Source organism: Thalassospira sp. MBR-102 (assembly GCF_040549275.1).
Taxonomy (GTDB): domain Bacteria; phylum Pseudomonadota; class Alphaproteobacteria; order Rhodospirillales; family Thalassospiraceae; genus Thalassospira; species Thalassospira xiamenensis.
This window is the reverse complement of sequence record NZ_JBEPTC010000001.1, coordinates 212,176-237,449: the sequence shown is the minus strand read 5'-3', so window position 1 is coordinate 237,449 and position 25,274 is coordinate 212,176. Positions and strand designations below refer to the sequence as shown.

Below are 25,274 nucleotides of genomic sequence, written 5' to 3'. Positions count from 1 at the left end.
AATCGTCCTTAATCGTCAGCTTACTGGGCTGAACCTTGGGCGGCACCCTGGCCAGCATTCTCGACAGGCTGCGCCGTTACCGGCGCCCCCGGTGCGATACGCTGAATGCCATCAACGATCAGCTGTTCGCCATCCGAAACACCGTCTGTCACGACCCAGTTCTCGCCTTGCGACTGTTCGATCTGGATATCCTTGGAAACGACCTTGCCGTCACCGATGGTGTAAACATATGCCGTGCCATCCGGGCGGCGCATCACGGCTTTCTGCGGCACAAGGAAGGCCCCATCAAGCTTGCCCTGACGCACCTGTCCACGCACGAACATGCCCGGCAGCAACACACCATCCGGGTTCGGGAAAACCGCGCGCAGACGGATCGTTCCGGTGGTTTCATTCACCGATACGTCGGAAAACTGCAATGTCCCGGTATGGGGATATTCAACACCGGTCGCATCAATGATCAGGGCAACTTCGATCTTGCCGTTTTCAACACCCTGAATGCGGCCGTTCTGGATCGCCTGCTTGATCTTCATTAACCGGCCACCGGCCTGCGTCACATCGACATAGATCGGGTCAAGCTGGGTGATCGAGGTCAGTGCTTCGGTCTGGTTGGCGGTCACAAGCGCACCTTCGGTCACATCAGACGAACTGATCTGGCCGGAAATCGGGGCGGTTACGGTGGTGTATTCCACATTGATCCGCGCCTGATCGACCTGCGCACGCGCGGCGGCAACCGCGGCTTTTGCCTGGGCTTCTGCCGAAATCGCATCGTCAAAGGTCTGCTCGGAAACCGCCTGGGTTTTCACAAGACTTTCGTATCGCTTGCGGGTTTTGGTCGTCTGATCAAGGGTCGCGCGCTGCTTGGCAAGTTCCGCCTGTGCCGCGTCAAGTTCCGCCATGTAAACGGCCTGATCAATCATATAAAGCTGCTGACCGGCTTCAACAAACGCGCCTTCGGTAAAGTTGCGTTCCTTGATGATACCATCGACCTGCGGGCGCACCGCAGCCTTGCGGAAGGCAACGGTACGACCCGGCATTTCCTCGATCAGACCGACGGTCTGCGCTTCAAGTGTCACGGTACCAACCGGCGTTGCCTGCGGTTGCTGCTGTGCGCTGGCATCCGACTGTTGCGCTTCTTTCTGCTCGTCACAGGCCGCAACCATCAATGCAAGCACAGCAACGCCTGCAAGTTTCAAACAAGATCGCATCGACAAAATGATTTTCCTTCTCACAGTCCTGTAAGCAGCGCTGCCGTGCCGGGGAATATCAGGCAGCTTTGCCATTGAATTATTAAATACTGTACGGTACAGTACACATTGTGCACTGCACGATCAAGAGCCAAAAACAACGTCGACAGAAAAGATCGAAAAACCATGAGCGAAGCGTCAGAAACCCAAGGAAAACAATCCAGTCGCGGCTTCGCACGGCGACGCGCGATGATGGATGCTGCATGGCAGCTTCTGCTGGAGAAAGGCTTTTCTGGCGTTACGCTAAATGACGTAATTTCTCGATCCGGTGGCTCCCGTACAACTCTCTACGAGGCATTTGGCGGAAAGGATGGGTTGCTGACTGCCGTTATGACAGAACGGTGCATGGCGTTTTCCGCGGAATTGCATATTTCGCTGGAATCCAATCTCCCCCCTCGTGACGCTTTGACCGACTTCGCCTTTAAACTATCGACCAAGATACTAACCGAGGAAGCCGTTCGCTTCACGCAGATTCTGTTCTCCGAGGGACAGCATTTCATACCAATGGTTGAGAAGTTCCTTGAAGTCGGCCCCGAAAGCACGCGCAAACACCTTGCAAACTACCTGAAACGCCAGAACGACCTTGGTAATCTTGTCATCGACGATCCCGATCATTATGCCGAAATTTTCGATGCGATGATTGTCGGCGACTGGCAGAATCAGGTGATGAAAATGATCTCTCCTCCGAAACTCAGCGAAGAAGAGATCACAAAAAGGGTCAAACGCGCCGTCGACGTCTTCCTGTGCGGGGTCACCGTCGAAAGCAAGCGTGACAAAATCGGCTGCGCCACCGACTGACCGGCAACGCCCCCATGCTTTCCAGATGACAGCCAGGACAAGATGTGATCCATGTCATACTTGTGTCCTTCTGCTGTGCTTCGCCTGCCCTCGCCACAATCCCTGCCCCATCTTCACCAAATTTGCGCTAAACAATGGAACCGTTCAAACCATTACCCATAGGGGTCTTGATCATGCCTGTACGCCGTATTGTCATCGGCATTGGTGTTTCTCTGATTTCCATTTGCGCCGCCGGTGCAAATGCCTTTGCGCTTGAAACGCAAAAGGCGCGCGAAATCATGGATGGAATCCTGATGCAAAACGGCATTTCCGCAACCGAAACATCCGCGGAAAACAGCAACGGTGCCGTCACCTTCACCTATGACGGAGTGCGCCTTGATCTCAGCGGCTACAGCACCGCGCGTGAACTGGCCCTTGAAGATGTCCGGGTAACGCTAAGCGATACCGATATCGCCAATCAGGTCGATATCGACATTGCCCTGCCCGAACGCGGCAAGATGCTGGCCGATGCCACCAGTGACCAGCGCGAACTGACCATGCGCAAGGCACTCGGCAGCCTGCGCTGGAACTATATAAACGGCACGGCGGTCAATTTCACCGGCGGGGCTGATTTCCTGATTGGCGATGAACCGATCACGCGCAAACACTGGCTGATGAACGGACTTGTCATTCGATGGCTGCCTGACGAAGCCCGGATTTCATGGCAGGCCGCCGAATGGACCGGCCCGAACCGGGAAAAACGCGGCGCGGTCAAATCGACAAGCTTCCTGCTTTATCCCGGCGAAAATGGCGAAACCCATCTTGACTACGCCCATGATGGCCTTTGGCTGCCAAGCCTGCTGCAACCGCGCACCGTGCGCATCAAAAGCAGCAGCACCGGCCTGCCCTGGCTCGAAGCCAAACCCGTCATTGAAAAGGGCTTCAATGATATGCTGACCGGTCTTGCGCCGCGTGCCGCCCGCCGCCAGATCGCCAACGAGCTTTGGCAAAAGGCCGCCGATAACGGTGCCCCGGTCAAGATTGATGAAATCTATGTCGAAGGCCGCGGCCTCGAAGCACTGGGCAAGGGTGAATTCATCGCCCAGCAGGCCGCGCGCTACGGCTTTGCAGGCCAGCTTGACCTTGACCTGATCGGACGCGAACGCCTTCAGGACCTGATCGGCACCCCGCAAAGCCCGACCCTGCTGGGCGCGCTGGTGCCCTTTGCTGTCGATGGCCTTGCCGCCGGTGAACCCGGCAAACAGGGCATGACGAATTACGATGTCGAACTGTTGCGCGATGGCCGGATTGTCGTGAATGGCGTAACGGTATTCAGCGCCGCAAGTGGCAGCTGATAACAACGGAAAACCTGATGCCGACGACCTGCAACCGGATCGTGATCTACACGAAAAAGATCGACGAAATGGTCCATTTCTACTGCGATCTTTTCGTCTATCAGGCCATCCGCCTCGAAGGTGACCGCATCGTCGAACTCAGGCCTGCCCTTGATGGGTTGATCCTGATGCTCCATCCCGCGGGCAAGGGCCAGAAAGAAGGCCAGTCGCTGATCAAACTGGTCTTTGACGTCAAGAATGTTGAAGCCTTCCGCAAGCAACTGGTGGCCCGTGGCGTTGATGTCGGCCCGATCCATCAGGCGGATGGCTATCAATTCGCCAATATGAAAGACCCGTCCGGAAATCCGGTTTCGATTTCCAGCCGGGCCTTTGCAATCCGTTCCTGACGGGGCTTAGATACCCTGTCCATATGCTCCCTCATTCCCGGCAATGCTTTGCGCCCTGTGCGACATCCTGTTGACGGATAATGCCGAACTTCGCATGATCCGGTGACACGGTCGGCCTGCCACATGCCGACCCAATAAATCAGGGAGCCTCATTCAATGAAACTTTTCAAATCCGGTGCGCTTTCAGGCCTTCTGATCGCGGGTACAATGATTGCCGCCATGAACAGCGCATCCGCCGAACCGATCAGGATCGGCATCGCCAATTTCGGCGAACATCCGCAGCTTAACGCGTCCATCGCGGGCTTCAAGGAAGCCATGGCCGCCAACGGCTTTGCCGAGGGCACGGATGTTGTCTATTCCGAAAGCCACACCAATTTCGATGCGTCTCTGGTGCCCCAGATGATCGCGAAATTGCAGGCCGAAAATCCCAAACTGATCTATACCATCACCACCCCGGTCTCCCAGATCGCCAAAAAGGCACTGGCGGGTTCGGGCATTCCAATCGTGTTTTCCGCCGTGACCGATCCGGTGGCCGCCAAACTGGTCCCGTCATGGGATAAGGGCGACGAAGGCATGACCGGCGCGTCCGATCTTCAGGACATCGCAGCCGTTCTTGAATTCACCCACAAATTCCTGCCCGATGCCAAACGCCTTGCCGTGCCCTATAACCCGGGCGAAGCCAATGATGTTGCCCTGCTTGAAAAGGTTCAGGAACTCGCCCCCGCCGCGGGCTTTACCGTTGTTCCGGTCGGCATCGATAACGTCAATGACATACAGCAACGCATCACCGCCGTCGCGGGCAAGGCTGATGTCATCTATACCCCGGCCTCGAACCTGATCCAGCCGGCGATTGCTGCGGTATCCGCTGCTGCGCGTCAGATCGGCGTTCCGATTGTCAATTCCGATAGCTCGGCGGTTGCCAATGGCACCGTGCCCGCCAGCTTCTCGGTCGATTACGAACAGGTCGGCCTGAATGCCGGTAAGATTGCGGCTGAAATCCTCAATGGCAAGGACCCGGCGACCATTCCGCCATCCGCACCATCCTATGAAAACCACGCCCCGATGATTTCGAAAAAGGCCTCCGCCGCCTTTGGCATCGAAATCCCGGCCGAATTCAACGATTGCGGCTGCATCGTCGAATAAATTCCGGCCTCGTCTTTTTGTTGGCGCCCCGCATTCCGGCATCACCGGGGGGCGCCAATTTTGCTTTACGGAGGATACGGATGCTTGAAATCCGGTCTGCACGAAAAACCTTCTACAAAGGCCAGCCCGACGAAAAGATCGCGCTGGACGACCTGTCGCTTACTCTCCAGACCGGCGAATTCGGTGTTGTCATCGGCTCCAACGGGGCGGGCAAAAGCACGATGCTAAACGCCATTTCCGGCGCAATGCCCCTTGATCGCGGCCAGATCCTGATCAATGGCGATGATGTCACCAATATGCCCGTGCATAAACGCGCCATGCGCATTGCGCGTGTGTTTCAGGACCCGATGCTCGGCACTGCTGCCAGCATGACGGTGGCCGAAAACATGCTTCTGGCCGAACTGCGCAGCAAAAGCCGCACATTTGCCCGTGGGCTTAATGCCAAACGCCTTTCGGATTACAAGGAACGCCTGTCGATCCTGGGTCTTGGCCTTGAAAACCGGCTTGATACCCGCGTTGAACTGCTTTCGGGCGGGCAACGTCAATCGCTATCTCTCATCATGGCGGTCGGCGGATCGCCCGATCTGCTGCTACTCGATGAACATACCGCCGCCCTTGATCCGCGCACCGCCGATCTTGTCATGGGGGCAACCGTGCGCGCGGTTGATGCGCTTAAACTCACCACCCTGATGGTCACCCATAACATGCAGCACGCGGTCGATTACGGCCATCGCGTCATCATGCTGGATGCCGGAAAGGTCAAACTGGAAATCGGCGGCGAAGAAAAGGCCGGTGTCACGGTGGCAAAGCTGATCGATCATTTCTCGGTCAAATCCGATGCCATGTTGCTGGGGGCCTGATTGATGATGGAATTCCTTTCTTCGACCTTCACAAGCTATATGGCGCTCGTGCCCGTAACATTGGCACAAAGCCTGATCCTGGCTTTCGTCGTCATGGGCATCATGATCCCGTTCCGCACCCTGCATTTTCCCGACCTCACCAGCGAAGGCGCCTATCCGCTGGGCGGCTGTGTTGCCGGGGTTCTGATTGCCGCCGGGGTCAATCCGGCACTCGCCATCATCGCGGCCCTTCTGTGCGGTTTTGCTGCCGGGTGCTGTACCGCACTCATTCATCTGCGGTTTCGCATTCACACGCTTCTGGCCGGGATCCTGATGATGACGATGCTTTACAGCATCAATCTGCGCATCATGGGCAAATCGAACCTGTCGATCTTTGGCACCGGTTCGGTGTTTGACTGGGCGCCCTTTGTCACCCCCGGTTTCCCGGCGGCCAAGATCATCATTGCCGGGATCATCGGGGCGGCGGTGTTTGTGGCGCTTAACTGGTTTTTCAAAACCGAAAAGGGCACAGCCATGCGCGCGGTCGGTGCCAACCCGGCCATGGCAGAGGCCCAAGGCATTTCCGTCTGGGTTTCGACCATCGGCGGTGTTGGCCTTGCCAGTGCCTTTTCGGCCACCAGCGGCGCGCTTATGGTCCAGTCACAGGGCTTTGCCGATGTGAATATGGGCCTTGGCATCCTGATCAACGGTCTGGCCGCCCTCATGATCGGCGAGGCCATCGTTGGCAAACACAGCGTCTTTCGCCAGCTCCTCGCCCCGTTTGTCGGTGCGATCATCTATTATCAACTGGTGTCGCTCTGCCTGGCCGCCGGTATGCCGCCGCCCGATCTGAAACTGGCAACCGGGCTTTTCGTGCTTGCCATGCTGGCCCTGCCCAGCCTCAAACGCGGGCGCGGCGGCACACCCGCCCGCGAAAAGTTCCGCGAATGAAAAACAACGGGCGGGGTCAATTGGCCCCGCCCTTTCCATGTCGTCAGAAATCAACCGCGCTGCAAAAACAGCACGATATCCTTCACTTCCGCTTTCTCCCCCTCCGGCCCGGTAACGTTGCGCGTCGCGTACCCGGCCTTGTGCAAAATCCATTCCCCGGCACGAAGATCAAGCCCGTCGAGCTCTTCCTGAAGGGTCGGGAACTGATGTTCGCCATTGCCCTTGCGCCAAGGCGGGGCCGATGCATGCGCGATACACAGGAAATATCCGCCCGGCACCAGCTTTGCCATTGCACGCCGAAGAATATCGGCCCGCGCAAGCGCGACCGGTGACTGAAAATAGGATGCGGTGACAAGGTCATATTCCCCGTCCGGTATTTCGCGTTCCAGATCGCAGGCAACAAACAGAACCCGGCCAGAAAAATCACTCCCCACCAGACGCTTCTGCGCCCGCTCTATCGCGGTTTGCGAAATATCCGCCCCCGTCACATCCCAACCCCGCCCGGCCAGCCAAAGCGCATCATCCCCATGCGAACAGCCGATATCCAATGCCCGCCCCGGCGTCAGATCGGCGACATACCGCACCAGCAACTCCCCCGGATTACCCGAATAATCGGTCTTTCTCGTCCGGTAATGATCTTCCCAGAATTCAACCGGGTTTTCCGCCCTTTCGGTCGCGTTCTGCATCGGAAATGCTCCTTCATCACAAACCACATCGAATCACGTAACTTATGATGTATCGTAAAAGCAGTCCCCGTCAAGCACACATCGAAAACAAAACAGCCCGGCGGAATATTGGCCGCCGGGCTGCTGCGAATGTGCGGGCTGCACCGCAGCCTAGCTCAGATGTTTATTAAACCACGCAATCGTGCGATCCCATGCAAGCTTCGCCTGTTCCTCGTCATAGCGAGGCGTTGAATCATTGTGGAACCCGTGATTGGCGCCGGGATAGATATAGGCCTCATAAACCTTGTTATGTTCCTTCAATGCCGCCTCATAAGCAGGCCAGCCTTCATTGATCCGCTCGTCAAGCTCGCCATAATGCAACAGCAACGGCGCCTGAATGCGCGGCACATCGGCCACGTCCGCCTGACGGCCATAAAACGGCACGGCGGCACCAAGTTCGGGATAGGCCACCGCCGCCGCATTCGAAACACCCCCGCCATAACAAAAACCGGTAATACCGATCTTGCCGGTGGTCGCCTCATGCGCGGTCAGGAATTCGATGGCGGCAAAGAAATCATTCATCAATTTGGTCGGGTCGACCTGTCGCTGCAATTCCCGGCCCTTGTCATCATTGCCGGGATATCCGCCAACCGATGTCAGCCCATCCGGGGCAAGGGCAATAAAACCGGCCTTGGCCACCCTTCGCGCAACGTCTTCGATATAGGGGTTAAGCCCGCGATTTTCGTGCACCACCACCACGCCGGGCACCTTGCCGGTCACGTTCGCCGGTTTGACGAAATAGCCGCGCACCTCGCCATGACCGTTGGGCGACGGATACATGATATATTCGGCGGCAATATCGGGATCGGTAAACTCGACCTGTGTCGCAAGTGCATAATCCGGGCTAAGCGACGCCAGAACCGACATCGCGGTGACCCCGCCGACGGTATATTTCGCGGCCCGGTCAAGGAATTCGCGCCGCGAAATGATCCCGTGCGCATAAAAATCATAAAGCTCAAGCAATTGCGGCGAGAAATCTTTGGCCGTCAAACGGTTCATCACAGGCTCCCTTCGGTATTAACCGGGGCGGAAATCATGAATGCGGTGGCAGGAATGCGAAAAGTTTTCTGCATTCCCCGCCATCACACAAATCACAAATCCGCTATCGGTGAACCAGTTCACTTCCTCTCCCATTCCGGCGCGAAAATTCGCAAACCAAAAACGGCCGCCCCGATGGGACGACCGTCTTTTGCAAACCGGTGGATGCTTCAAAGCACCTTGGCTTACCAGCTATATTTCAGCGTCGCCAGAACCGTGCGGCCCTCGCCATAGAAACGGCTGCCAAACGTGTTGGACGCGACATATTCCCGGTCAAACAGGTTGGTCGCATTGACCGCAAGGCTGACATTGTCCGTCACCATATAATTCACCATGGCATCCACCACCGTATGCGATCCCAGCAGATCGGCATTGGCATCATTGTTATAGCGTGACCCGACAAATCGCAGGCCCCCACCAATCGTTAGATCACCAAACACCCCATGTTCGGGAATGGTATAATCAAGCCACGCCGAGGCGGTATGTTCAGGAACATTTGACGGACGGTTACCGACATTGGCCGTCACCACATCGTCTTTGATTTCGGCATCAAGATAGGTATAGGCCAGCGTCAGGTTGGTCCGCGCGTCAAGCGACATCTTGCCTTCAAGCTCAAGCCCGCGTGAATTGATCTCGCCAATCTGCTGATAGGTCGACGTCGTGGAATTCCACTGCGAAACGTTTTCCTGCGTCAGATCAAACAGGGCGGCGGTAAACATCGCATCAATCGCCGTCGGCTGATATTTGACACCAACCTCATATTGCGTGCCTTCCTGCGGCGCGGTTCCATCCGGGCGGGATGCCGCACTGCCATAAACCGGCTGGAAGGATTCCGAATAGTTCCCGTAAACCGAAACCTCGTCCGTCGCCTTATAGGTCAGGCCGACGCGCGAGGTGAATTTATGGTCATCACGTTCGTCAAGCGTGCCACTGCTGATCGTGTCCGTATCGCTTTGGACATAATCGAAACGCCCACCCACGGTCGCGATCCAGTCATCGGCAATCGTAAGCTGTTCCTGTGCATAAAGCCCATAGGCCGACTGCGTGATTTCCGTGTCCGAACTGCTGGTAAAGTTGATGCATGAAAGCCCGCAATAAGCCGGGTTATAGGGATCAATCGGCGATGCCGTCCCGTCAAAACGTTTTTCCCGGTTCTGATCCCGGTTGAAGTCAAAACCCACCAGCGTCTTGCTATCGAACGTTTCATTCAGTGCGGTATCGTATTGCACCTGGTTGTCGACGGCGAAACGGTCAAGCTCGCCGTAAATCGCAAAAGCCCAACGATTGCCAAGCGGCGTGGTGTCGTTCAGATAAACCGTCTCGTAATCCAGATCGACATGGGTATATCGCGCATTCTGGCGGAATTGCAGTTTGTCGGTAATCTGGTGTGAAAACTCGTAACCGATATTGGTTTCTTCGGTATCGAAAGTGTTGAAATCCGGTTCACCGAAAAACGCATTGCGGCTGGTTTCGATCCCGGTCGGGAAACCATAACCCAGATTGCTTTCGCGGTTGCTGTAACTGGTCAGGATCGTCAATTCCGTACCTGCCTTCGGCTTATAGGTAAAGGCAGGCGCCACATAAATGCGGTCATCCTGCGAATAATCCTGTTCGCGTTCCGCATCCTGCCAAAGCCCGGTCAGGCGATAGGTCCAGTTGCTGCCTTCCGCAACCGGCCCGGTCACATCGCCGCCGCCACGCACATGATCTTCGCCAAAGGTCGTGAAAACCTCTCCCCCCGCTTCATCCTGCGGGCGCTTGGTAATCAAATTCACCAGGCCCCCCGGCCCGTTCATGCCAAACAGGCTCGATGTCGATCCTTTCAGGACATCAACCTGCTGAAGGCCATAGGGTTCCTGGCGGGCGGTTGTGAAGTTATAGTTCCGCGACGACAATCCATCGCGATAGGTCGAAAGCGACGAATAAAAACCGCGGATACGGATATAGTCATACCGCACATCCGATCCGTATTCACCCGCCTGCACGCCTGCACTATAGGCAACCGCCTGCTGCACGTCCTGCACATTCCGCGTTTCCAGTTCCTTCTGCGTCACCACGGATACGGCGGCGGAATCATCAAGGATCGGCGTGTCGGTTTTCGATGCCGTGCGCGACCGGCTGGCAACAACGCTATCGCGTGTCGGGCCCATCGGGCCATAGACCCCCTCCGCATTGCCCTCAACCCGGATCGGATCAAGAACCTCGCCTTCTGCCGCCGCCGCACCGGTTGCGATCTGCTCGACCACCACGGTGCCGTCATCGGAAATGTTATAGGTCAGGCCACTTCCGGCAAACAGCCGATCCAGCGCCTGCTGCGATGTCATGCTGCCGCTGACCGCTGGCGCATCAACCCCGCGCACAAGTGCGCCATCAACCGTGATCTGAAGACCGGACTGCTGCCCGAACAGGGCCAGCGCACTGGTCATGGATTGCGCCGGAATCTCAAATGCATGTGACGCGGCAAGGACCCCCGCCCCGCTTTGCGCCACCTGTGCCTGCGCCATAACCGGTGCCGCGATCAATACCGGCACCAATGCGCTTGTCACCAAAAGCGCGCTTGCAAAAACCGTCTGTCTGCTGCGGCTCCGCATGCCCGCCTTACCCCCTGTGGTCATTCCATGGATCTCCGTTCTGCGTCATATACATGATCACAAATGAGAATAACAACGCTTCTCATTTGCGCTTAAAACACAAAACGTGCCTCGGGGATTTTTTTTCAAAAAAACTTCGGAAAATTTTTCAGATTTTTGTCAAACGGCCTGCGTCAGGCCGTTCTCAGGATGCCGACACCAGCAAAACCCACGGCGTCACCTGCCGCACCACCGCATTTTGCGCCCGCGCAATCCCGCGAAGGGCCGCCAGCGGATCGGCAAGGTTATAAACCCCCGTCACCGTCCGGGTCGCCAGCGTATCATCGGTAATAATGATCCGGCCCGGATAATAACGCCGCAACCCGTCAATCACGGCGCCCAACGGCTGATCCTGCGCAATCAGCTGGTTCTGACGCCAGCTCGCGATCTGCCCGGCCGGAAGGCTGCCGCGTGCCACCGCCCCCTGCCATGTCACATTGGCACTTTGTCCGGCTTCAAGCATTTCATGAACCGGCGGGTTAATCGCATCAAATCCGACCCGCACCAATCCATGTTCGACCGCAACCAGCGTACCGGCATCATTGCGCCGCACGTCAAACCGGGTGCCCAGCACCGTGACATCGACATCCTCCGACGATACCCGGAATGGCCGTTTTGAATCGGGCGTCACGTCAAAAAACGCTTCACCGCCCAAAAGCGCGATATGGCGCTCCCCCGCCTCAAACCGCACCCGGATCGCACTTTCCGGTGCCATCGTCACCGTGCTGGCATCGGCAAGGGTGATGGTGCGCATCTCGGCGGTGTCGGTCACATAATCGGCCTGCCAGCCGGTCACGGCACGGCTAACGATCCCCGGCCCGACCACGGCGGCAAAAAGCGATGCGGCAATTGCAAGCCCGCCACCAAGCCACATCTTTCGCCGCCCGAAAGCCGGGCGCACGACATTGTCTTTGCGCGATGATGATGAAACCGGCGATCCGTCACCGCCCGCCCGCATCTCCTGCACAAACGGCTGCCATCGGTTGGCATGTTCAGGCACACCTGCCGCCATCACATCGGCTGCCAGGCGGGTTGCATTCCATGCCTGCATATGGGCCGGGTCGGCATCGCACCATGCCGCGAATGCGCGCAGAATATCCTGATCGTCCGGCTCTTCCTGCAACAGGATCAGCCAGTCGGTCGCCTCCCGTGAGGCCTGCGGCGGGATCGCATCTGTGTTCGCTGCCATTCTCGTCTCTATCCCCGGTCGGTCTCGCAAATTGCGGGTGCGGACCGGCCTGCCCCGAAAAAAACCAAAGCCAAAATCCCTGCAACTACTAAACGCATTTGCGGAACTTTTTTCTATAAATATTGTGAACCCGGCTCATGCCTGATCCAGCCGCTGCTTGCAATGCTCGATCCCGTCCGCCACCAGCTTGTGTGCAAGCGGCACGGATATGCCAAGGAAGGCGGCAATTTCCTTAAGCTTTGCGCCACCAAACCGATGCATTTCGCATGCAATGCGGGTGCGTTCGGGCAATTCATCCATCGCCGCCATCACGATCGCATATTCATCCTTGTAAAGGGCGACGGTTTCCGGGTCCGGGGTGGCATCGGGCGATGTCCGGGCGGCTTCGTCATAATCCCCCGCCGATGTCAGGCGGCTTTCACGCACCAGCCTGCGTTTGCTATCGAGCGCCAGGTTGCGCACGATCCGGTAAAGATACCCCGTCGCATCCTCGATCAGCCGCCCGTCCGATGCCGCGTCAAACCGCAACCACGCTTCCTGCACCAGATCCTCGGCCTGCACGCGATTGCCCGTGATGCTGCTGGCATAATTTACCAGCGCCGGACGATGCGACATGAACAGGACAAGGGCATTGGGGTTCGCGGACAAAGCCGTATCTTCCTTCTGGACCGGCACAAACAATGGCGTATCGGAAACCGGAAACGTCACTAGCAGATATTAAGACTGATTATCAATATCTTTCGCAATATTCCCCACCACATTCGAAAACGTTCCTTTACCAAATGGCGCTATACTCCGCGCAAAGAAGAAAGGGGAAACCGCCATGAAAACCAGAATCCGCAAAAGCAGCCTCGTCATCCTGATCACCGGGGCCGCCGCCGCCACCTTCCTGATCGTCAGCAACCAGCTGGCCCATCGCGGCGAGGAACAGGGCGATATCGCGCGCGGCAAATCGATTGCCGAACAGACCTGCCTGCGCTGCCATATGGAATTTGCCGGTGATCCCTATCCCGACCCCGAAATCACCACCGCCCCGCCGCTCGCAAGCTTCGGCCAGCGCTGGCCGATTGAAAACCTCGAAGAAGCCCTCGCCGAAGGCATCACCGTGTCGCACGATCAACTGACCATGCCGGAATTCACCTTCACCCCTGAAACCATCGCCGATCTTCTGGCCTATCTTGATGATCTCTCCCAACGGGCCGATGCCAGACCGGCGAACTGATCCCGAATGATCCGGCCCGGCGGATGGTCTTTTCATCTTGTAAAAACCTGCCAAATATCCACTTTGCGCAACCCCTTATCCAGATTGCGCAGAATAAAGCCTAAGGCCCCAGATAGCGGGTTGTCCCCTTGGCAAAAGTCGCCCAAAGGATTGGGAAATCATCATTTCTCATGACCGAAGGCGTGCTGTCATATGGATCCGCATCAACCATCCCGGCGGGCACGTCAATTCTCCTGCTGGCGTGGTATCTTTGCGCACACCCGATACGGTCTTGTCCCCCTGATCCTGTCATGCACCGCACCAATCGGATCGGCACAGGCCGCAACGTTCAACGTGACCAACACCGCCGATAGCGGTGCCGGTTCCCTCCGTCAGGCGATTTTTGATGCCAACGCTGCGGGTGGTAGCAACACCATCGATGTCCAAAATGGCCTTGGCACCATCACGCTGACCAGCGGCGATCTGAACGCGTTAAACAGCAACATCACGCTGAACGGGAATGGCAATACGCTGAGTGGCAATAACGCGTTTCGCGGCCTGTTCGTTTATTCCGGCACCGTGGCAATCAACGACCTGACCATTGAAAACGCCGTTGCGGCCGGCGGCGACGCAGGTCAGGCCGCCGGCGGCGGGGCCGGGTTTGGCGGGGCCCTGTTCGTCAAGGATGGCGCCAACGTCACCATCAGCAACCTTGTCGCGCAAAACAACGCCGCAACCGGCGGTGATGGCGGTGCACAAACCGCAAGTGGGGTCACCGGCGGGGGCGGCGGCATGGGGGGCGATGGCGGCACGGTTGTCAGTGGCACTAACGGCGGCGGCGGCGGCCTTGGCAGCGGGGCAACCGGTGGATCAAATGGTGGCAATGGCGGTGACGGGATCGCCCAGGGCGAAGGTGCCGGTGGGGATGGCGCCGATCTCGGCGGCGGGGGTGGTACGGGTGGCAGTAATGGCGGCGGCGGCGGTTCCGGCGACCAATCGGTCGGCGGCGGCGGTGTCAACGGCATTGATGGCACGTTCACCGACGACCCCGATGGCGGCTTTGGCGGCGGCGGCGGCAAAGCCGGTAATGGCGGTTTTGGCGGCGGGGGTGGCGCATTCCGGGGCGATGGCGGTTTTGGCGGCGGCGGCGGTGGTGGCGGCCTTGGCAGCGTCGCCAATGTCGGTCAGGGCGGATTTGGCGCGGGCAACGGTGTCTCAAGCGGTACCATCTCTCAGGCGGCCGGGGGTGGTGGCCTTGGTGCCGGGGGTGCCATCTTTGTGATGGATGGCGCAACCCTGACCATCGCCGGAACCCTGACCGTCAATAACAACACTGTCACCGGCGGAAACGGCGGAACCGGTGCGGCGGGCACGGCCGGGGACGGCTCTGCCTTTGGCGATGGTGTTTTCCTGCAAGGCAGCGGCACCCTGACCTTCAATCCTGATACCGGCAACACGCAAACCCTTGCCAATACCATCACCGATCAGGCCGGATCGGGCGGAACGGGCAGTTGGGCACTGACCAAAAACGGCGCAGGCACCCTGACACTCAGTGCCGCCAACAGCTATTCCGGCGCAACAAACCTTTCGGCGGGCACGTTATCCCTGTCAGGATCGGGAACACTCGGAAATGCCGCAGGCGTGCTTAACCTGACCGGCGGAACGCTTGATCTCGGCACGACGACACAGACCCGGACCGGCACCATCACACTCAATGGTGCGACCGTGTCAAACGGCACATTGTCATCATCGGGCACCTTCGATACCCAATCAGGCACCATCAGTGCCGTTCTGGCCGGGACCGGGGCGCTTGCCAAAACCGGCACCGGCACCGTAACACTGAGTGCTGCCAACACCTATACAGGCGCGACAACTCTTTCGGCGGGCACATTATCCCTATCAGGATCGGGAACACTCGGGGATGCCGCAGGCGCACTTAACCTGACCGGTGGAACGCTTGATCTCGGCACGACGACACAGACCCGCACCGGCACCATCACACTCAATGGCGCAACCGTGTCAAACGGCACATTGTCATCATCGGGCACTTTCGCGACCCAGTCGGGCACCATCAGCGCCGTTCTGGCCGGGACCGGGGCGCTGGCCAAAACCGGAACCGGCACCGTAACACTCAGCGGGGCCAACACCTATTCCGGGGCCACAACTGTCTCGGGTGGCACATTGTCGGTTAACGGCTCTGCCACTTCTTCGGCCTTCACGGTCCAGAACGGCGGTACCCTTGGCGGCACGGGAACCGTCGGGGCAACCACCATTTCATCAGGCGGCATTCACGCGCCGGGCAATTCCATCGGCACACAAACCGTCAATGGCGCCTATGTTCTCAATGCCGGTTCGATCCTTGAGATTGAGGTGGATAGTGCTGGCAATTCCGACAAGGTCATCGTGACTGGCACGGTCGATATCACCGGCTCGACGCTGCGGGTCAAAGGCGTATCGGGGAACAGTTTCTCCGGTCAAACGACCTATAATTATGTGATCATCGAAAATGATGGCGTTGATGCAATTACCGGCGATTTCGCAACGATTGACAATCAACTTGCCTTTTATGACGCCGCCCGTTCAACCGTCGGCGGCACCGGCAATGATGTCTCCCTGACACTGACCCGCAACGCCAGCGGCTTTACCGACATTGCCACAACCCCCAATCAAAAAGCCGTCGCAGGCCAGGTCGGCAACCTTTCGGGCACGGACGGCACCACCATCAGCAACGCCATTCTCGGCCTGACGAATGCCGGGGCACAGCACGCCTTTCAACAGCTCTCAGGCGATATCTTTGCCGCGGGCCCCACCATGAATGCCCGCATCACCCATCAGGCCACCGGCCAGATCGGGGCGCGCCTTGCCGATCTGAATCGCAGCCGCAACATTGCCCAAACCATCAGCGGGTCCCTTGTCGCCGCCAGCACCCTGTCCCCCGCCGAACTTACCGGCTTTGACCGTTCCGGCCCGATGGCAAGTGACAGCGAAATATATGCCAGTGATGCAAACATGCTCTCGCTGGGGGCTGAAAATGCACCACAGGCCGCATCCGCCATCTGGCTTCAGGCCATCGGCGCAACCGGCCGGATCAATGGTGATGGCAATGCCGACACCACCGATTACCAATGGACCGGCATGGTTGGCGGCTTTGACACACAGCTTTCCGATACCACCATTCTGGGGGTCTATTTCGGTTATGCCGACGCCACGAACCGTCAGGCTGGCCGGGATGCCACCCTCGATAGCCGTAATTTCATGGCCGGGCTTTATGGCACGCGTGACCTTGGCGATGATTTGCGGCTTTCCGGGCAGGCCGGCTGGACCCGAACGGCAAATGACAGCCGCCGTAATCTTGTTTTTGGCGGTATTGATCGTACCGCCACGGCGGATTACACCGACAATGCGCTCAATGCCAATCTTGAACTGGCAAGGGGATTTGACGTTGCCCATAACTGGCGGGTTGTGCCCTATGGCGCGCTGGGCGTGCTCTGGAACGATCATGACGCCTTTACCGAAACCGGGGCCGGCTCGGCCAATCTGTCACGCGCATCTGACAGCACCCTGACCGGAACCGCAAGCCTTGGCCTGCGGATTACGAGCCTGTATGAAACCGGCAATGGCCAGACCCTGATCCCGCAATTCCGCCTTGGCTGGGACCATCACCTTGGCCCGACAGCCCACAGCACCACACTGGCCTTTACCGGCACATCCTCCTTCACGGTCGCAGGCAGCGAAACCGACCGCGATACACTCGTCGGCAATCTCGGCTTTGCCCTTGCCGATGACGACGGCTGGAGCTTCTATGCCGATTACCAGCCCTCGATCTCCAAAAGCCGCCGCGAACATGCCCTCGGTGCCGGATTCAGAATGAAGTTCTGAGCCCCACCGCACCACGAACGCCCATGCCCTCCCCGTCATTCCCGCGCAGGCGGGAATCCAGTCCTCCGTGCCACCCCCTCTAAACCAACCGTCAAGCCCGCTGCACCATGGACTCCCGCTTTCGCGGGAGTGACGGCGGGTGTGTGCTCTCTCCCTTAAAACCCGTTACCAAACCCACCCCGCCCGCTCACGGGCCATAACACCGGCCTCACGCTTATGTGATTTTACGTGATTAAATCGCACACGATTTAATATTGCGCGATCATAAATTCACGGCTACAAGCATTTCATCGAAACAACGTTTGGCCGGTCATCGGCGAAACCGGGAAAAGGAAGATGAAAATGCTGAATGTGAAAAACCTGCTCAAGGCGACCGCTTTTGCTTTTGGCCTGATGGCCGCTCAATCTCCGGCCTTTGCCGCTGACACTGCGGCCGCGAATGCCGCCAACACCAAACCAACCATCCTTCTGGTCCATGGTGCCTTTGCCGCCTCTGACAGCTGGGACGGTGTCGCGCCGATCCTGCAGGACGAAGGATATCGCGTGATCAGCGTTGCCAACCCGCTGCGCAGTGTTTCGGGCGATGCCGCCTATACCCGCTCGCTTATCGACAGCATTCCGGGTGACGTGGTTCTGGTCGGTCATTCCTATGGTGGGCCGGTCATCAGCAACGCCGCAACCGGTGCAGCCAATGTGAAATCGCTGGTTTATGTCGCCTCTTTCGCCCCGGAAAAGGGTGAAACCATTGCCGAACTGGCCGGAAAATTCCCCGGCGGCACCCTGGGCGAGGCCCTGGCGGCCCCGGTCCCACTCGGTAACGGTGTGAATGACCTTTATATCGATCCGGCGAAATTCCACGCGCAATTTGCCGCCGACGTTCCGGCTGAAAAGGCCCGCCTGATGGCGATTGCCCAACGCCCGGTCACCGACTTTGCATTGAACGAGCCGTCTGGCGATACCGCATGGAAGGATGTGCCGTCCTACCACATCTATGGCACGGCCGATAAAAACATCCCGCCGGCGGCAATGGAATTCATGGCGAAACGCGCCAATTCGCAGGAAACCGTCGTGATTGATGGCGCCTCCCACGTCGTCATGGTTTCCCACCCCAAAGCCGTTGCCGACCTGATCCTCAAGGCCGTCAACGCCAACTGATCCTTAACGCCTGCCTCCCTCAACATCTGCCCGACTTCACGCGCCGCATCCCCCATGCGGCGCGTTTTTTTATGCCACGCTGCTCGTTACTCTTCAGTCCACCTACCCGCTTCTCCATCGGCACCGTCGGTACCATCGCTCCGATCCTCACCGCCCGATCTCACGACCCTTTGCACCGACTCCCCGCCGCGCACACGCCGTTTAACGGAATTTTCCGGTCAACCGCCCCCGGATCGACCAAATTCGCAACGCACCCACCGCACCATCCCGATCCCCGCCAAAGGCCCGAAAACCGGCACCTTTCCGACATTCGCGATTGCAAAACATCGCCCCCCTTTTCATTTCCGCTTGACTTGAACCGATTCAATTCCAAAATTGGTCTGACGTCTGATGGCTGACCACATAACCGGTCGCCGGGGCGATGTGAAAATCAGATAAAGGTGTGAAGTGTCGCAATCGGCAGGTGCCACTATCCGACCCATACAGACATCGGGGCGTCGCGATGCGATCCTTGAATCCTTAACACAATTCATCGTGCAGTCGGATTTGAAACCCGGCGATCAATTGCCGCCCGAACGCGAACTGATGGCGGGCCTTCAGGTCGGCCGATCCAGCATCCGCGAGGCAATCGGCCATATGCAGGCCCTTGGCATCGTCGAAATCAAACGCGGATCAGGCACCTATCTTAAACGCCCGGTCAGTGAACAGACCCTGTTCATGCCGCTTTCCATCGCCACCCAGCGCGACGGGTTGCTGCAAACCCTTGAAGTCCGCCGCGGCCTTGAAGTCGAAGCCAGCATGCTGGCCGCCAAACGCGCAAACGATGCGGATATCGAAGCAATGCGGGCCGCCCTTGATGCGATGGAAGCCGAACATCTGGAATTTGGCACCGCCGGCCAGGCCGACCTTGTCTATCACCTCTCGATCTACAAGGCGTCGGGCAATCCCCTGTTTGAACAGTTGCTCGGCCAGATGCGCGAAGCATTCGAAAGCTTCTTTGCCCAGCCGTTCAACCGCCCGGACTTCGCCAAGGAATCCTTTGAATTTCACCGCATGCTGTTTGACGCGATTGTCGCGCGCGATCCCGAAGCCGCCCGTCAGCACACGCTTGCCATCCTTGAAATCGTCGAAAACGACATCGTGAGAATGTCCAATGAACAACAATAATTCCGATAAACCGGCAAACAGCAGATCACAGGACGACGCCCTGTCCCCCGCAACCCGGCTGGCCTATGACGAAACCCATTTCGCTAATGCGGTCGTACCGCCGATTTTCCAGAACTCGCTTTTCGTGTTCGAAAACTTCGCCGAAATGGTCGAAACCTATGCCGGGCGCAAAACCCGCCCGGTCTATTCACGCGGGCTCAACCCGACCGTCCGCGCGTTCGAGGAAAAAATCGCCGCCCTTGAAAAAACCGAAGACGCATTGGGCACCGCCAGCGGCATGGCCGCAATCTCGTCCGCCGTCCTGTCGGTGATCCGCCCCGGGGACCGGATTGTTGCGGTCGAACATCTTTATCCCGATGCCTTCCGGTTTTTCGAGATGTTCCTGCGCGATATGAATGTCACGGTCGATTATGTCGATGGCCGCAATATCGATGCGGTGCGCGCCGCCATTCCCGGTGCCAAAATCCTCTATCTCGAAAGCCCGACAAGCTGGACCTTCCACACCCACGATATCAAAACCCTTTGCGATATCGCCCGCACCGCCGGGGCGGTATCGGTCATTGATAATAGCTGGGCATCGCCGATCTTTTGCCAGCCCGCGACCCTTGGCTGCGATGTGGTGATCCATTCCGCATCAAAATATCTTGGCGGGCATAGCGACGTCGTCGCAGGCGTGATTGCCGGATCAGCCGAATTCATCGACAATGTCCGCACCACCATCCTGCCCTATCTCGGGGCCAAGCTTTCGGCATTTGACGGCTGGCTTTTGCTGCGCGGGCTTCGCACCTTGTCCGCCCGCATGCATGAACATGAAAGATCGGGGCTGGACATTGCCTGCTTCCTTGCCGACCACCCCGAAGTCATCGCGGTTCACCATCCGCGTCTGGGCGGGCAAACGCCCCCCGGCCTGACCGGATCATCCGGTCTGTTCTCGTTCGAGTTCTCCCCGAATGTCGATATCCCGAAATTTGTCGATGCGCTGCGCATCTTCAAGATCGGCGTGTCATGGGGCGGGCACGAAAGCCTGATTGTGCCTGCGCTGGTGACGCGCGCACAAGTCGGCGGACCCAATTCCGCACTGCGCTTTGGCGTGCCGGAAAATCTGGTCCGCCTGCATATCGGCCTCGAAAGCACGGAAGACCTCCGGGCCGACCTGACACAGGCAATCGGGGCAAGCCTGAAGTAAGAATACTCTTTAAAAACAGGGAACTTCACAATGAACTGGAAAACAACATTACTGGCAGGTGTGACCTCTCTCGTTCTGACAAGTCAGGCCCATGCCGATACCACGCTGAAACTTGTCGAAGTCATCACAAGCCCGGAACGCACCGAAACGCTCAAAAGCCTGGTCGCGGAATACGAGGCGGCCAATCCCGGTGTGACCGTCGAAATCACATCCCTTCCATGGGGGCAGGCGTTTGAAAAATTCGCCACCATGGTATCGGCGGGCCAAACCCCCGACATCGTTGAAATGCCCGATACGTGGCTGACCCTCTATGCCAATAACGGCGCGCTTGAAAGTCTCGAACCCTACATCAAGGATTGGGACGGCGGCAAAACGCTTAATGACCGCGCGCTTGAATTCGCCCGTTCGGCCAACAACACCGCCTATATGCTGCCTTATGGCTTCTATCCGCGCGCGATGTTCTATAACAAAAAACTGTTCGAAGAAGCCGGTGTGACCGATGTGCCGGTAACGCTCGATGACTTCCGCGCAGCCGCTGAAAAGGTATCCGCCCTTCCCGGCAAATATGGCTACTGCATGCGCGGCGGGCCCGGCGGGCTGAATGGCTGGGTGATGTTTGGCGCGACCGCCGCCGGATCGAACGAATTTTTCACCGAAGACGGCCAAAGCACCTTTGCCTCTGAAGGCTGGACCGACGGTCTTGAATATCTGATCGATATCTACAAGGACGGACTGGCGCCCAAAGACAGCCTGAACTGGGGCTTTAACGAAATCGTCGCCGGGTTCTATTCCGGCACCTGTGCGATGCTCGATCAGGACCCCGACGCCCTGATCGCGATTTCAAGCCGCATGAACGAAGAGGATTTCGGCGTCACCACCATGCCAAAGGGCCCGTCGGGCAAGGCCTTCCCGACCATCGGCTATGCCGGCTGGTCAATGTTTGCCAATAGCGAGCATAAGGACGAGGCATGGAACCTCATCGCCCATCTTGAATCCAAGGACAGCAACCTTGCCTGGAACAAGCGCATCGGGGCATTGCCTATCCATAACGGTGCCGAAAGCGATCCGTTCTTTGCCAGCCCGCAATTCGAAGGCTGGTTTAACGAACTGTCCGATCCCGACGTGCATCCGACCGTCATGCCAACCCATCTTGAAGAATTCGCCTTCTTCAAGGACAGCCTCGTGATCCGCACCAGTCAGGAAGCCCTGCTTGGCCGGATCACGCCCGAAGAACTGGCAGAACAATGGGCCGAATACCTGACCCCGGCACAGAAAAAATGGATGGCGGCAAATCAGTGACCACTGCAATGCAGGCCGGAAAACTCCCCGTCGAAAGACGGGGGGTGATCTCCAGAAGACTGTCCGGCATTCTTGAACCCTATCTTTATGTTTCCCCCGCCCTGATCCTGATCATCGCGGTGATGCTGATGCCCCTCGTTCTGGGGCTAAGCTATGCCTTTCGCGATATCCGTATCCTCAATCCGTTTAGCGGCGGCTTTGTCGGCACGGCCCATTTCCAGACCCTGATCACCGACGATGCGTTCCTTGGCGCCTTGGTCAATACCGCGTGGTGGACTTTCGGCTCCCTGTTATTCCAGTTCACGCTTGGCCTGATCCTTGCCCTGTTGCTTAACCGGGATTTCCTTGGACGTCGGCTGGTTCAGGCACTGGTATTCCTCCCGTGGGCTGTGCCGACCTTTTTGTCGGGTCTGAACTGGGCATGGATGTTCAATCCCGTCGTCGGACCGCTGCCGCACTGGTTTACCACCCTTGGCCTGATGGAAACCCCGTTTAACATCCTGTCCGACCCGGATCTTGCGATGTGGGGGCCGATTGTGGCCAATATCTGGTTTGGCATTCCGTTCTTTGCCATCACCCTGCTGGCCGCCCTGCAATCCATCCCCAAGGAACTTTACGAAGCCGCCGCCATCGATGGCGCGACCACCCGTCAGCAATTCATCAGCATCACCCTGCCGTTTCTGGCACCCACCATTGCGATCACCCTGATGCTGCGCACCATCTGGATTGCCAACTTCGCCGATCTGATCGTCGTCATGACCAATGGCGGCCCGGCGGACTCAACCCAGATCGTCGCATCCTACATCTTCACCCAGGCCTTCCGCCGCCTTGATTTCGGCTATGCCTCGGCGATTGCAGCCGTCCTTCTGGTTCTGCTGCTGGCCTATGCGCTGGGTGTGATTGCACTGCGCCGCGCCATGACGCATGCCGACAGCTAGGGCAAGGGATCAAAGAACATGAACGTTTCCGGAAATTCACCCGCCCGCAAACTGGTCTATTGGGGCAGCCATTATCTGATGATCGGGGCCTTTGTCGTCTTTGCCCTGTTCCCGCTTTACTGGCTGCTCAAGGTATCGGTCACGCCCAACGACATCCTTTATACCGAAGGGGTGCGGATGTGGCCGTCACGCACGACGTGGGAAAACTATTTCTTCGTCCTGACCCAAAGCAACTTCCCGCATTATTTCCTGAATTCCGTGATCGTTGCGGGCACCACCGCGATTGTGACCACCATGGTCGCCGCCGTGACCGGCTATTCCTTCTCGCGCTTTGCCTTTCGCGGCAAGGTGATCATCGTCGCCCTGATGCTGATCACCCAGATGTTCCCGCTGGTCATGCTGATTGCGCCGATCTTTAAAATTCTGGCCCCGCTTGGCCTGACCGACAGCCTGACGGGGCTTATCATCGTCTATACCGCGTTCAATGTGCCGTTCGCGACCTTCCTGATGCAGTCCTTCTTTGACGGCATTCCCAAGGATCTCGAAGAAGCCGCGATGATTGATGGCAATACCCGCTTTCAGGCGTTTCGCCGCATCATTCTGCCGCTTACCCTGCCCGGTGTGGCAGCAACACTCGGCTTTGTTTTCACCGCCGCCTGGAGCGAGCTTTTATTCGCCCTGATGCTGGTCAGCAGCGAAAGTGCCTCGACCTTCCCGGTCGGATTGCTGTCATTCGTTTCAAAATTCAGTGTCGATTTCGGTCAGATGATGGCCGCCGGCGTGCTGGCCCTGATCCCGGCCTGCGCGTTCTTCCTGCTGATCCAGCGTTATCTGGTGCAGGGATTAACCGCTGGCGCTGTGAAAGGATAAGAGGACCCAAATGGCTTCCATTGAAATTTCAAATGCCGTCAAAAGCTATGGCGCGGTCGATGTCCTGCACGGGATCGACCTTGATATCCAGGATGGCGAATTCATCGTTCTGGTCGGCCCGTCGGGCTGTGGCAAATCGACCCTGCTTCGCATGATTGCCGGGCTGGAGGACATCACATCGGGCGCGATTTCCATCGGCGGCACGGTGGTCAATGAATTGCAGCCCAAGGACCGCGACATCGCCATGGTGTTTCAATCCTATGCGCTGTATCCGCACATGTCGGTCGCCGAAAATATGAGCTACGCGCTCACACTGCGCAAAACCGCCAAGGAAAAAATCACCGATGCGATCACCAATGTCGCCGAAATCCTTGGCCTGACCGCCCTTCTCGAACGGCGGCCAAAGGCCCTTTCGGGCGGGCAGCGCCAACGTGTCGCCATGGGCCGCGCCATTGTCCGCCAGCCACAGGCCTTCCTGTTTGACGAACCGCTATCCAACCTTGATGCCCGGCTTCGTGAACAGATGCGCACCGAAATCCGCAAACTGCACCGCCGCCTTGGCGCAACCTCGGTCTATGTCACCCATGACCAGATCGAAGCCATGACAATGGCCGACCGGATCGTTGCCATGCATGACGGCATCATCCAGCAGGTCGGAAGCCCGGTCGAAATCTATGACCGCCCCGCCAACATCTTTGTCGCAAGCTTCATCGGATCACCGGCGATGAACTTCCTCAAAGGGGCCTATGAAATCTCGCCAAACGGCAATGCCGGTATCCGGCTGACCGATGGGTCACTGGTCCCCGTCCTGCCCGCCCGCGGGGCAACGGTCAATCAGACCGTGACCCTTGGCGCACGCCCCGAACATATCACCATTCTTGCCGATGAAACTGGTGACAATCCCGGCATTCCCGCCCGGGTCGAACTGATCGAACCGATGGGGCTTTCAACCCTTGTCCATGTGTCACTCGCGGGCAATCCGGTCAAAATCTTTACCCTCGATCGCCCGGATTTTGCCGTCGACAGCTTCATCCATATCGCGTTCGACATGGAAAAAGTCCACGTCTTTGACACCGAAACCGAATTGCGCCTGCCCCCGGAAAACGAGCCCCACACGGCCCAATCGGCCTAGGCGTTCGCACCGTCGTCTCCCGCGCCGATTGCACCTTCAATCCCGGCGCATCTGCTCGAAGGCCGCAGCTCTCCCTCTGCGGCCTTTGTCTTTTGCATTTGCCCCTGCAAAGTTCTTCTGCCCTACCCATATACAATGAAACACACGGTTGAATTGCGACCACCACAGAA

At 58.0% G+C, this 25,274-nt stretch carries 21 protein-coding genes; 15 read left to right on the top strand and 6 right to left on the bottom strand.

The window, feature by feature from the left end:
- Positions 1-20: 20 nt before the first annotated feature.
- Entirely contained in the window at positions 21-1,205 is a 1,185-nt protein-coding gene (locus tag ABIE64_RS01140; protein WP_354376643.1) for an efflux RND transporter periplasmic adaptor subunit, read from the bottom strand.
- Positions 1,206-1,370: 165 nt separating this feature from the next.
- On the opposite strand from ABIE64_RS01140, the gene ABIE64_RS01135 reads away from it, so the two are divergent.
- The 6 genes from ABIE64_RS01135 to ABIE64_RS01110 all read left to right on the top strand — a co-directional run bounded on the left by ABIE64_RS01135 (position 1,371) and on the right by ABIE64_RS01110 (position 6,695).
- On the top strand, positions 1,371-2,042 hold the full coding sequence (locus ABIE64_RS01135; protein WP_354376409.1) for a TetR/AcrR family transcriptional regulator: 672 nt from the start codon (positions 1,371-1,373) through the stop codon (positions 2,040-2,042).
- A 173-nt stretch (positions 2,043-2,215) separates the two neighbouring features.
- A complete protein-coding gene (locus ABIE64_RS01130) occupies positions 2,216-3,376 on the top strand; it encodes a hypothetical protein (protein WP_354376408.1) in 1,161 nt (386 codons plus the stop codon).
- 17 nt (positions 3,377-3,393) lie between these two features.
- Complete coding sequence (locus tag ABIE64_RS01125) at positions 3,394-3,762, top strand: VOC family protein (RefSeq protein WP_341363515.1); 369 nt, start codon at positions 3,394-3,396, stop codon at positions 3,760-3,762.
- 156 nt (positions 3,763-3,918) lie between these two features.
- Positions 3,919-4,905 carry an ABC transporter substrate-binding protein gene (locus tag ABIE64_RS01120; RefSeq protein WP_354376407.1) on the top strand — a complete coding sequence of 329 codons (987 nt, stop codon included), beginning with the start codon at positions 3,919-3,921 and terminating at the stop codon, positions 4,903-4,905.
- Positions 4,906-4,985: 80 nt separating this feature from the next.
- On the top strand, positions 4,986-5,765 hold the full coding sequence (locus ABIE64_RS01115) for an ABC transporter ATP-binding protein (protein ID WP_007090706.1): 780 nt from the start codon (positions 4,986-4,988) through the stop codon (positions 5,763-5,765).
- Positions 5,766-5,768: 3 nt separating this feature from the next.
- On the top strand, positions 5,769-6,695 hold the full coding sequence (locus tag ABIE64_RS01110) for an ABC transporter permease (protein WP_210766358.1): 927 nt from the start codon (positions 5,769-5,771) through the stop codon (positions 6,693-6,695).
- A 50-nt stretch (positions 6,696-6,745) separates the two neighbouring features.
- On the opposite strand, the gene ABIE64_RS01105 is transcribed toward ABIE64_RS01110, so the two are convergent.
- The 5 genes from ABIE64_RS01105 to ABIE64_RS01085 form a co-directional block, all read right to left on the bottom strand.
- Entirely contained in the window at positions 6,746-7,381 is a 636-nt protein-coding gene (locus ABIE64_RS01105) for a class I SAM-dependent methyltransferase (RefSeq protein ID WP_354376406.1), read from the bottom strand.
- A gap of 150 nt (positions 7,382-7,531) precedes the next feature.
- On the bottom strand, positions 7,532-8,419 hold the full coding sequence (yghX, locus tag ABIE64_RS01100) for a YghX family hydrolase (protein WP_354376405.1): 888 nt from the start codon (positions 8,417-8,419) through the stop codon (positions 7,532-7,534).
- A gap of 224 nt (positions 8,420-8,643) precedes the next feature.
- On the bottom strand, positions 8,644-11,073 hold the full coding sequence (locus ABIE64_RS01095) for a TonB-dependent siderophore receptor (protein ID WP_354376404.1): 2,430 nt from the start codon (positions 11,071-11,073) through the stop codon (positions 8,644-8,646).
- A gap of 160 nt (positions 11,074-11,233) precedes the next feature.
- A complete protein-coding gene (locus ABIE64_RS01090; protein ID WP_354376403.1) occupies positions 11,234-12,277 on the bottom strand; it encodes a FecR family protein in 1,044 nt (347 codons plus the stop codon).
- Positions 12,278-12,412: 135 nt separating this feature from the next.
- Entirely contained in the window at positions 12,413-12,925 is a 513-nt protein-coding gene (locus ABIE64_RS01085; protein ID WP_082822542.1) for a sigma-70 family RNA polymerase sigma factor, read from the bottom strand.
- A 175-nt stretch (positions 12,926-13,100) separates the two neighbouring features.
- Here ABIE64_RS01085 and ABIE64_RS01080 point away from each other — a divergent pair, with 175 nt between their 5' ends.
- The 9 genes from ABIE64_RS01080 to ABIE64_RS01040 all read left to right on the top strand — a co-directional run bounded on the left by ABIE64_RS01080 (position 13,101) and on the right by ABIE64_RS01040 (position 25,104).
- Complete coding sequence (locus tag ABIE64_RS01080; protein WP_354376402.1) at positions 13,101-13,499, top strand: c-type cytochrome; 399 nt, start codon at positions 13,101-13,103, stop codon at positions 13,497-13,499.
- 192 nt (positions 13,500-13,691) lie between these two features.
- Entirely contained in the window at positions 13,692-17,357 is a 3,666-nt protein-coding gene (locus ABIE64_RS01075; RefSeq protein ID WP_354376401.1) for an autotransporter outer membrane beta-barrel domain-containing protein, read from the top strand.
- 336 nt (positions 17,358-17,693) lie between these two features.
- Positions 17,694-18,512: an alpha/beta fold hydrolase gene (locus ABIE64_RS01070; protein WP_354376400.1), complete on the top strand. Its 819-nt coding sequence runs from the start codon at positions 17,694-17,696 to the stop codon at positions 18,510-18,512.
- Between the two features lie 447 nt (positions 18,513-18,959).
- A complete protein-coding gene (locus ABIE64_RS01065) occupies positions 18,960-19,679 on the top strand; it encodes a FadR/GntR family transcriptional regulator (RefSeq protein WP_354376399.1) in 720 nt (239 codons plus the stop codon).
- Complete coding sequence (locus ABIE64_RS01060; RefSeq protein ID WP_354376398.1) at positions 19,666-20,865, top strand: PLP-dependent transferase; 1,200 nt, start codon at positions 19,666-19,668, stop codon at positions 20,863-20,865. The genes ABIE64_RS01065 and ABIE64_RS01060 overlap by 14 nt, the downstream gene beginning before the upstream one ends.
- 30 nt (positions 20,866-20,895) lie before the next feature.
- Positions 20,896-22,164, top strand: a complete 1,269-nt coding sequence (locus ABIE64_RS01055; protein WP_354376397.1) for an ABC transporter substrate-binding protein — start codon at positions 20,896-20,898, stop codon at positions 22,162-22,164.
- Positions 22,161-23,102 carry a carbohydrate ABC transporter permease gene (locus ABIE64_RS01050; RefSeq protein ID WP_354376396.1) on the top strand — a complete coding sequence of 314 codons (942 nt, stop codon included), beginning with the start codon at positions 22,161-22,163 and terminating at the stop codon, positions 23,100-23,102. The genes ABIE64_RS01055 and ABIE64_RS01050 overlap by 4 nt, the downstream gene beginning before the upstream one ends.
- An 18-nt stretch (positions 23,103-23,120) precedes the next feature.
- On the top strand, positions 23,121-23,972 hold the full coding sequence (locus ABIE64_RS01045; protein ID WP_062960875.1) for a carbohydrate ABC transporter permease: 852 nt from the start codon (positions 23,121-23,123) through the stop codon (positions 23,970-23,972).
- 10 nt (positions 23,973-23,982) lie between these two features.
- Positions 23,983-25,104 carry an ABC transporter ATP-binding protein gene (locus ABIE64_RS01040; RefSeq protein ID WP_354376395.1) on the top strand — a complete coding sequence of 374 codons (1,122 nt, stop codon included), beginning with the start codon at positions 23,983-23,985 and terminating at the stop codon, positions 25,102-25,104.
- Positions 25,105-25,274 lie beyond the last annotated feature (170 nt).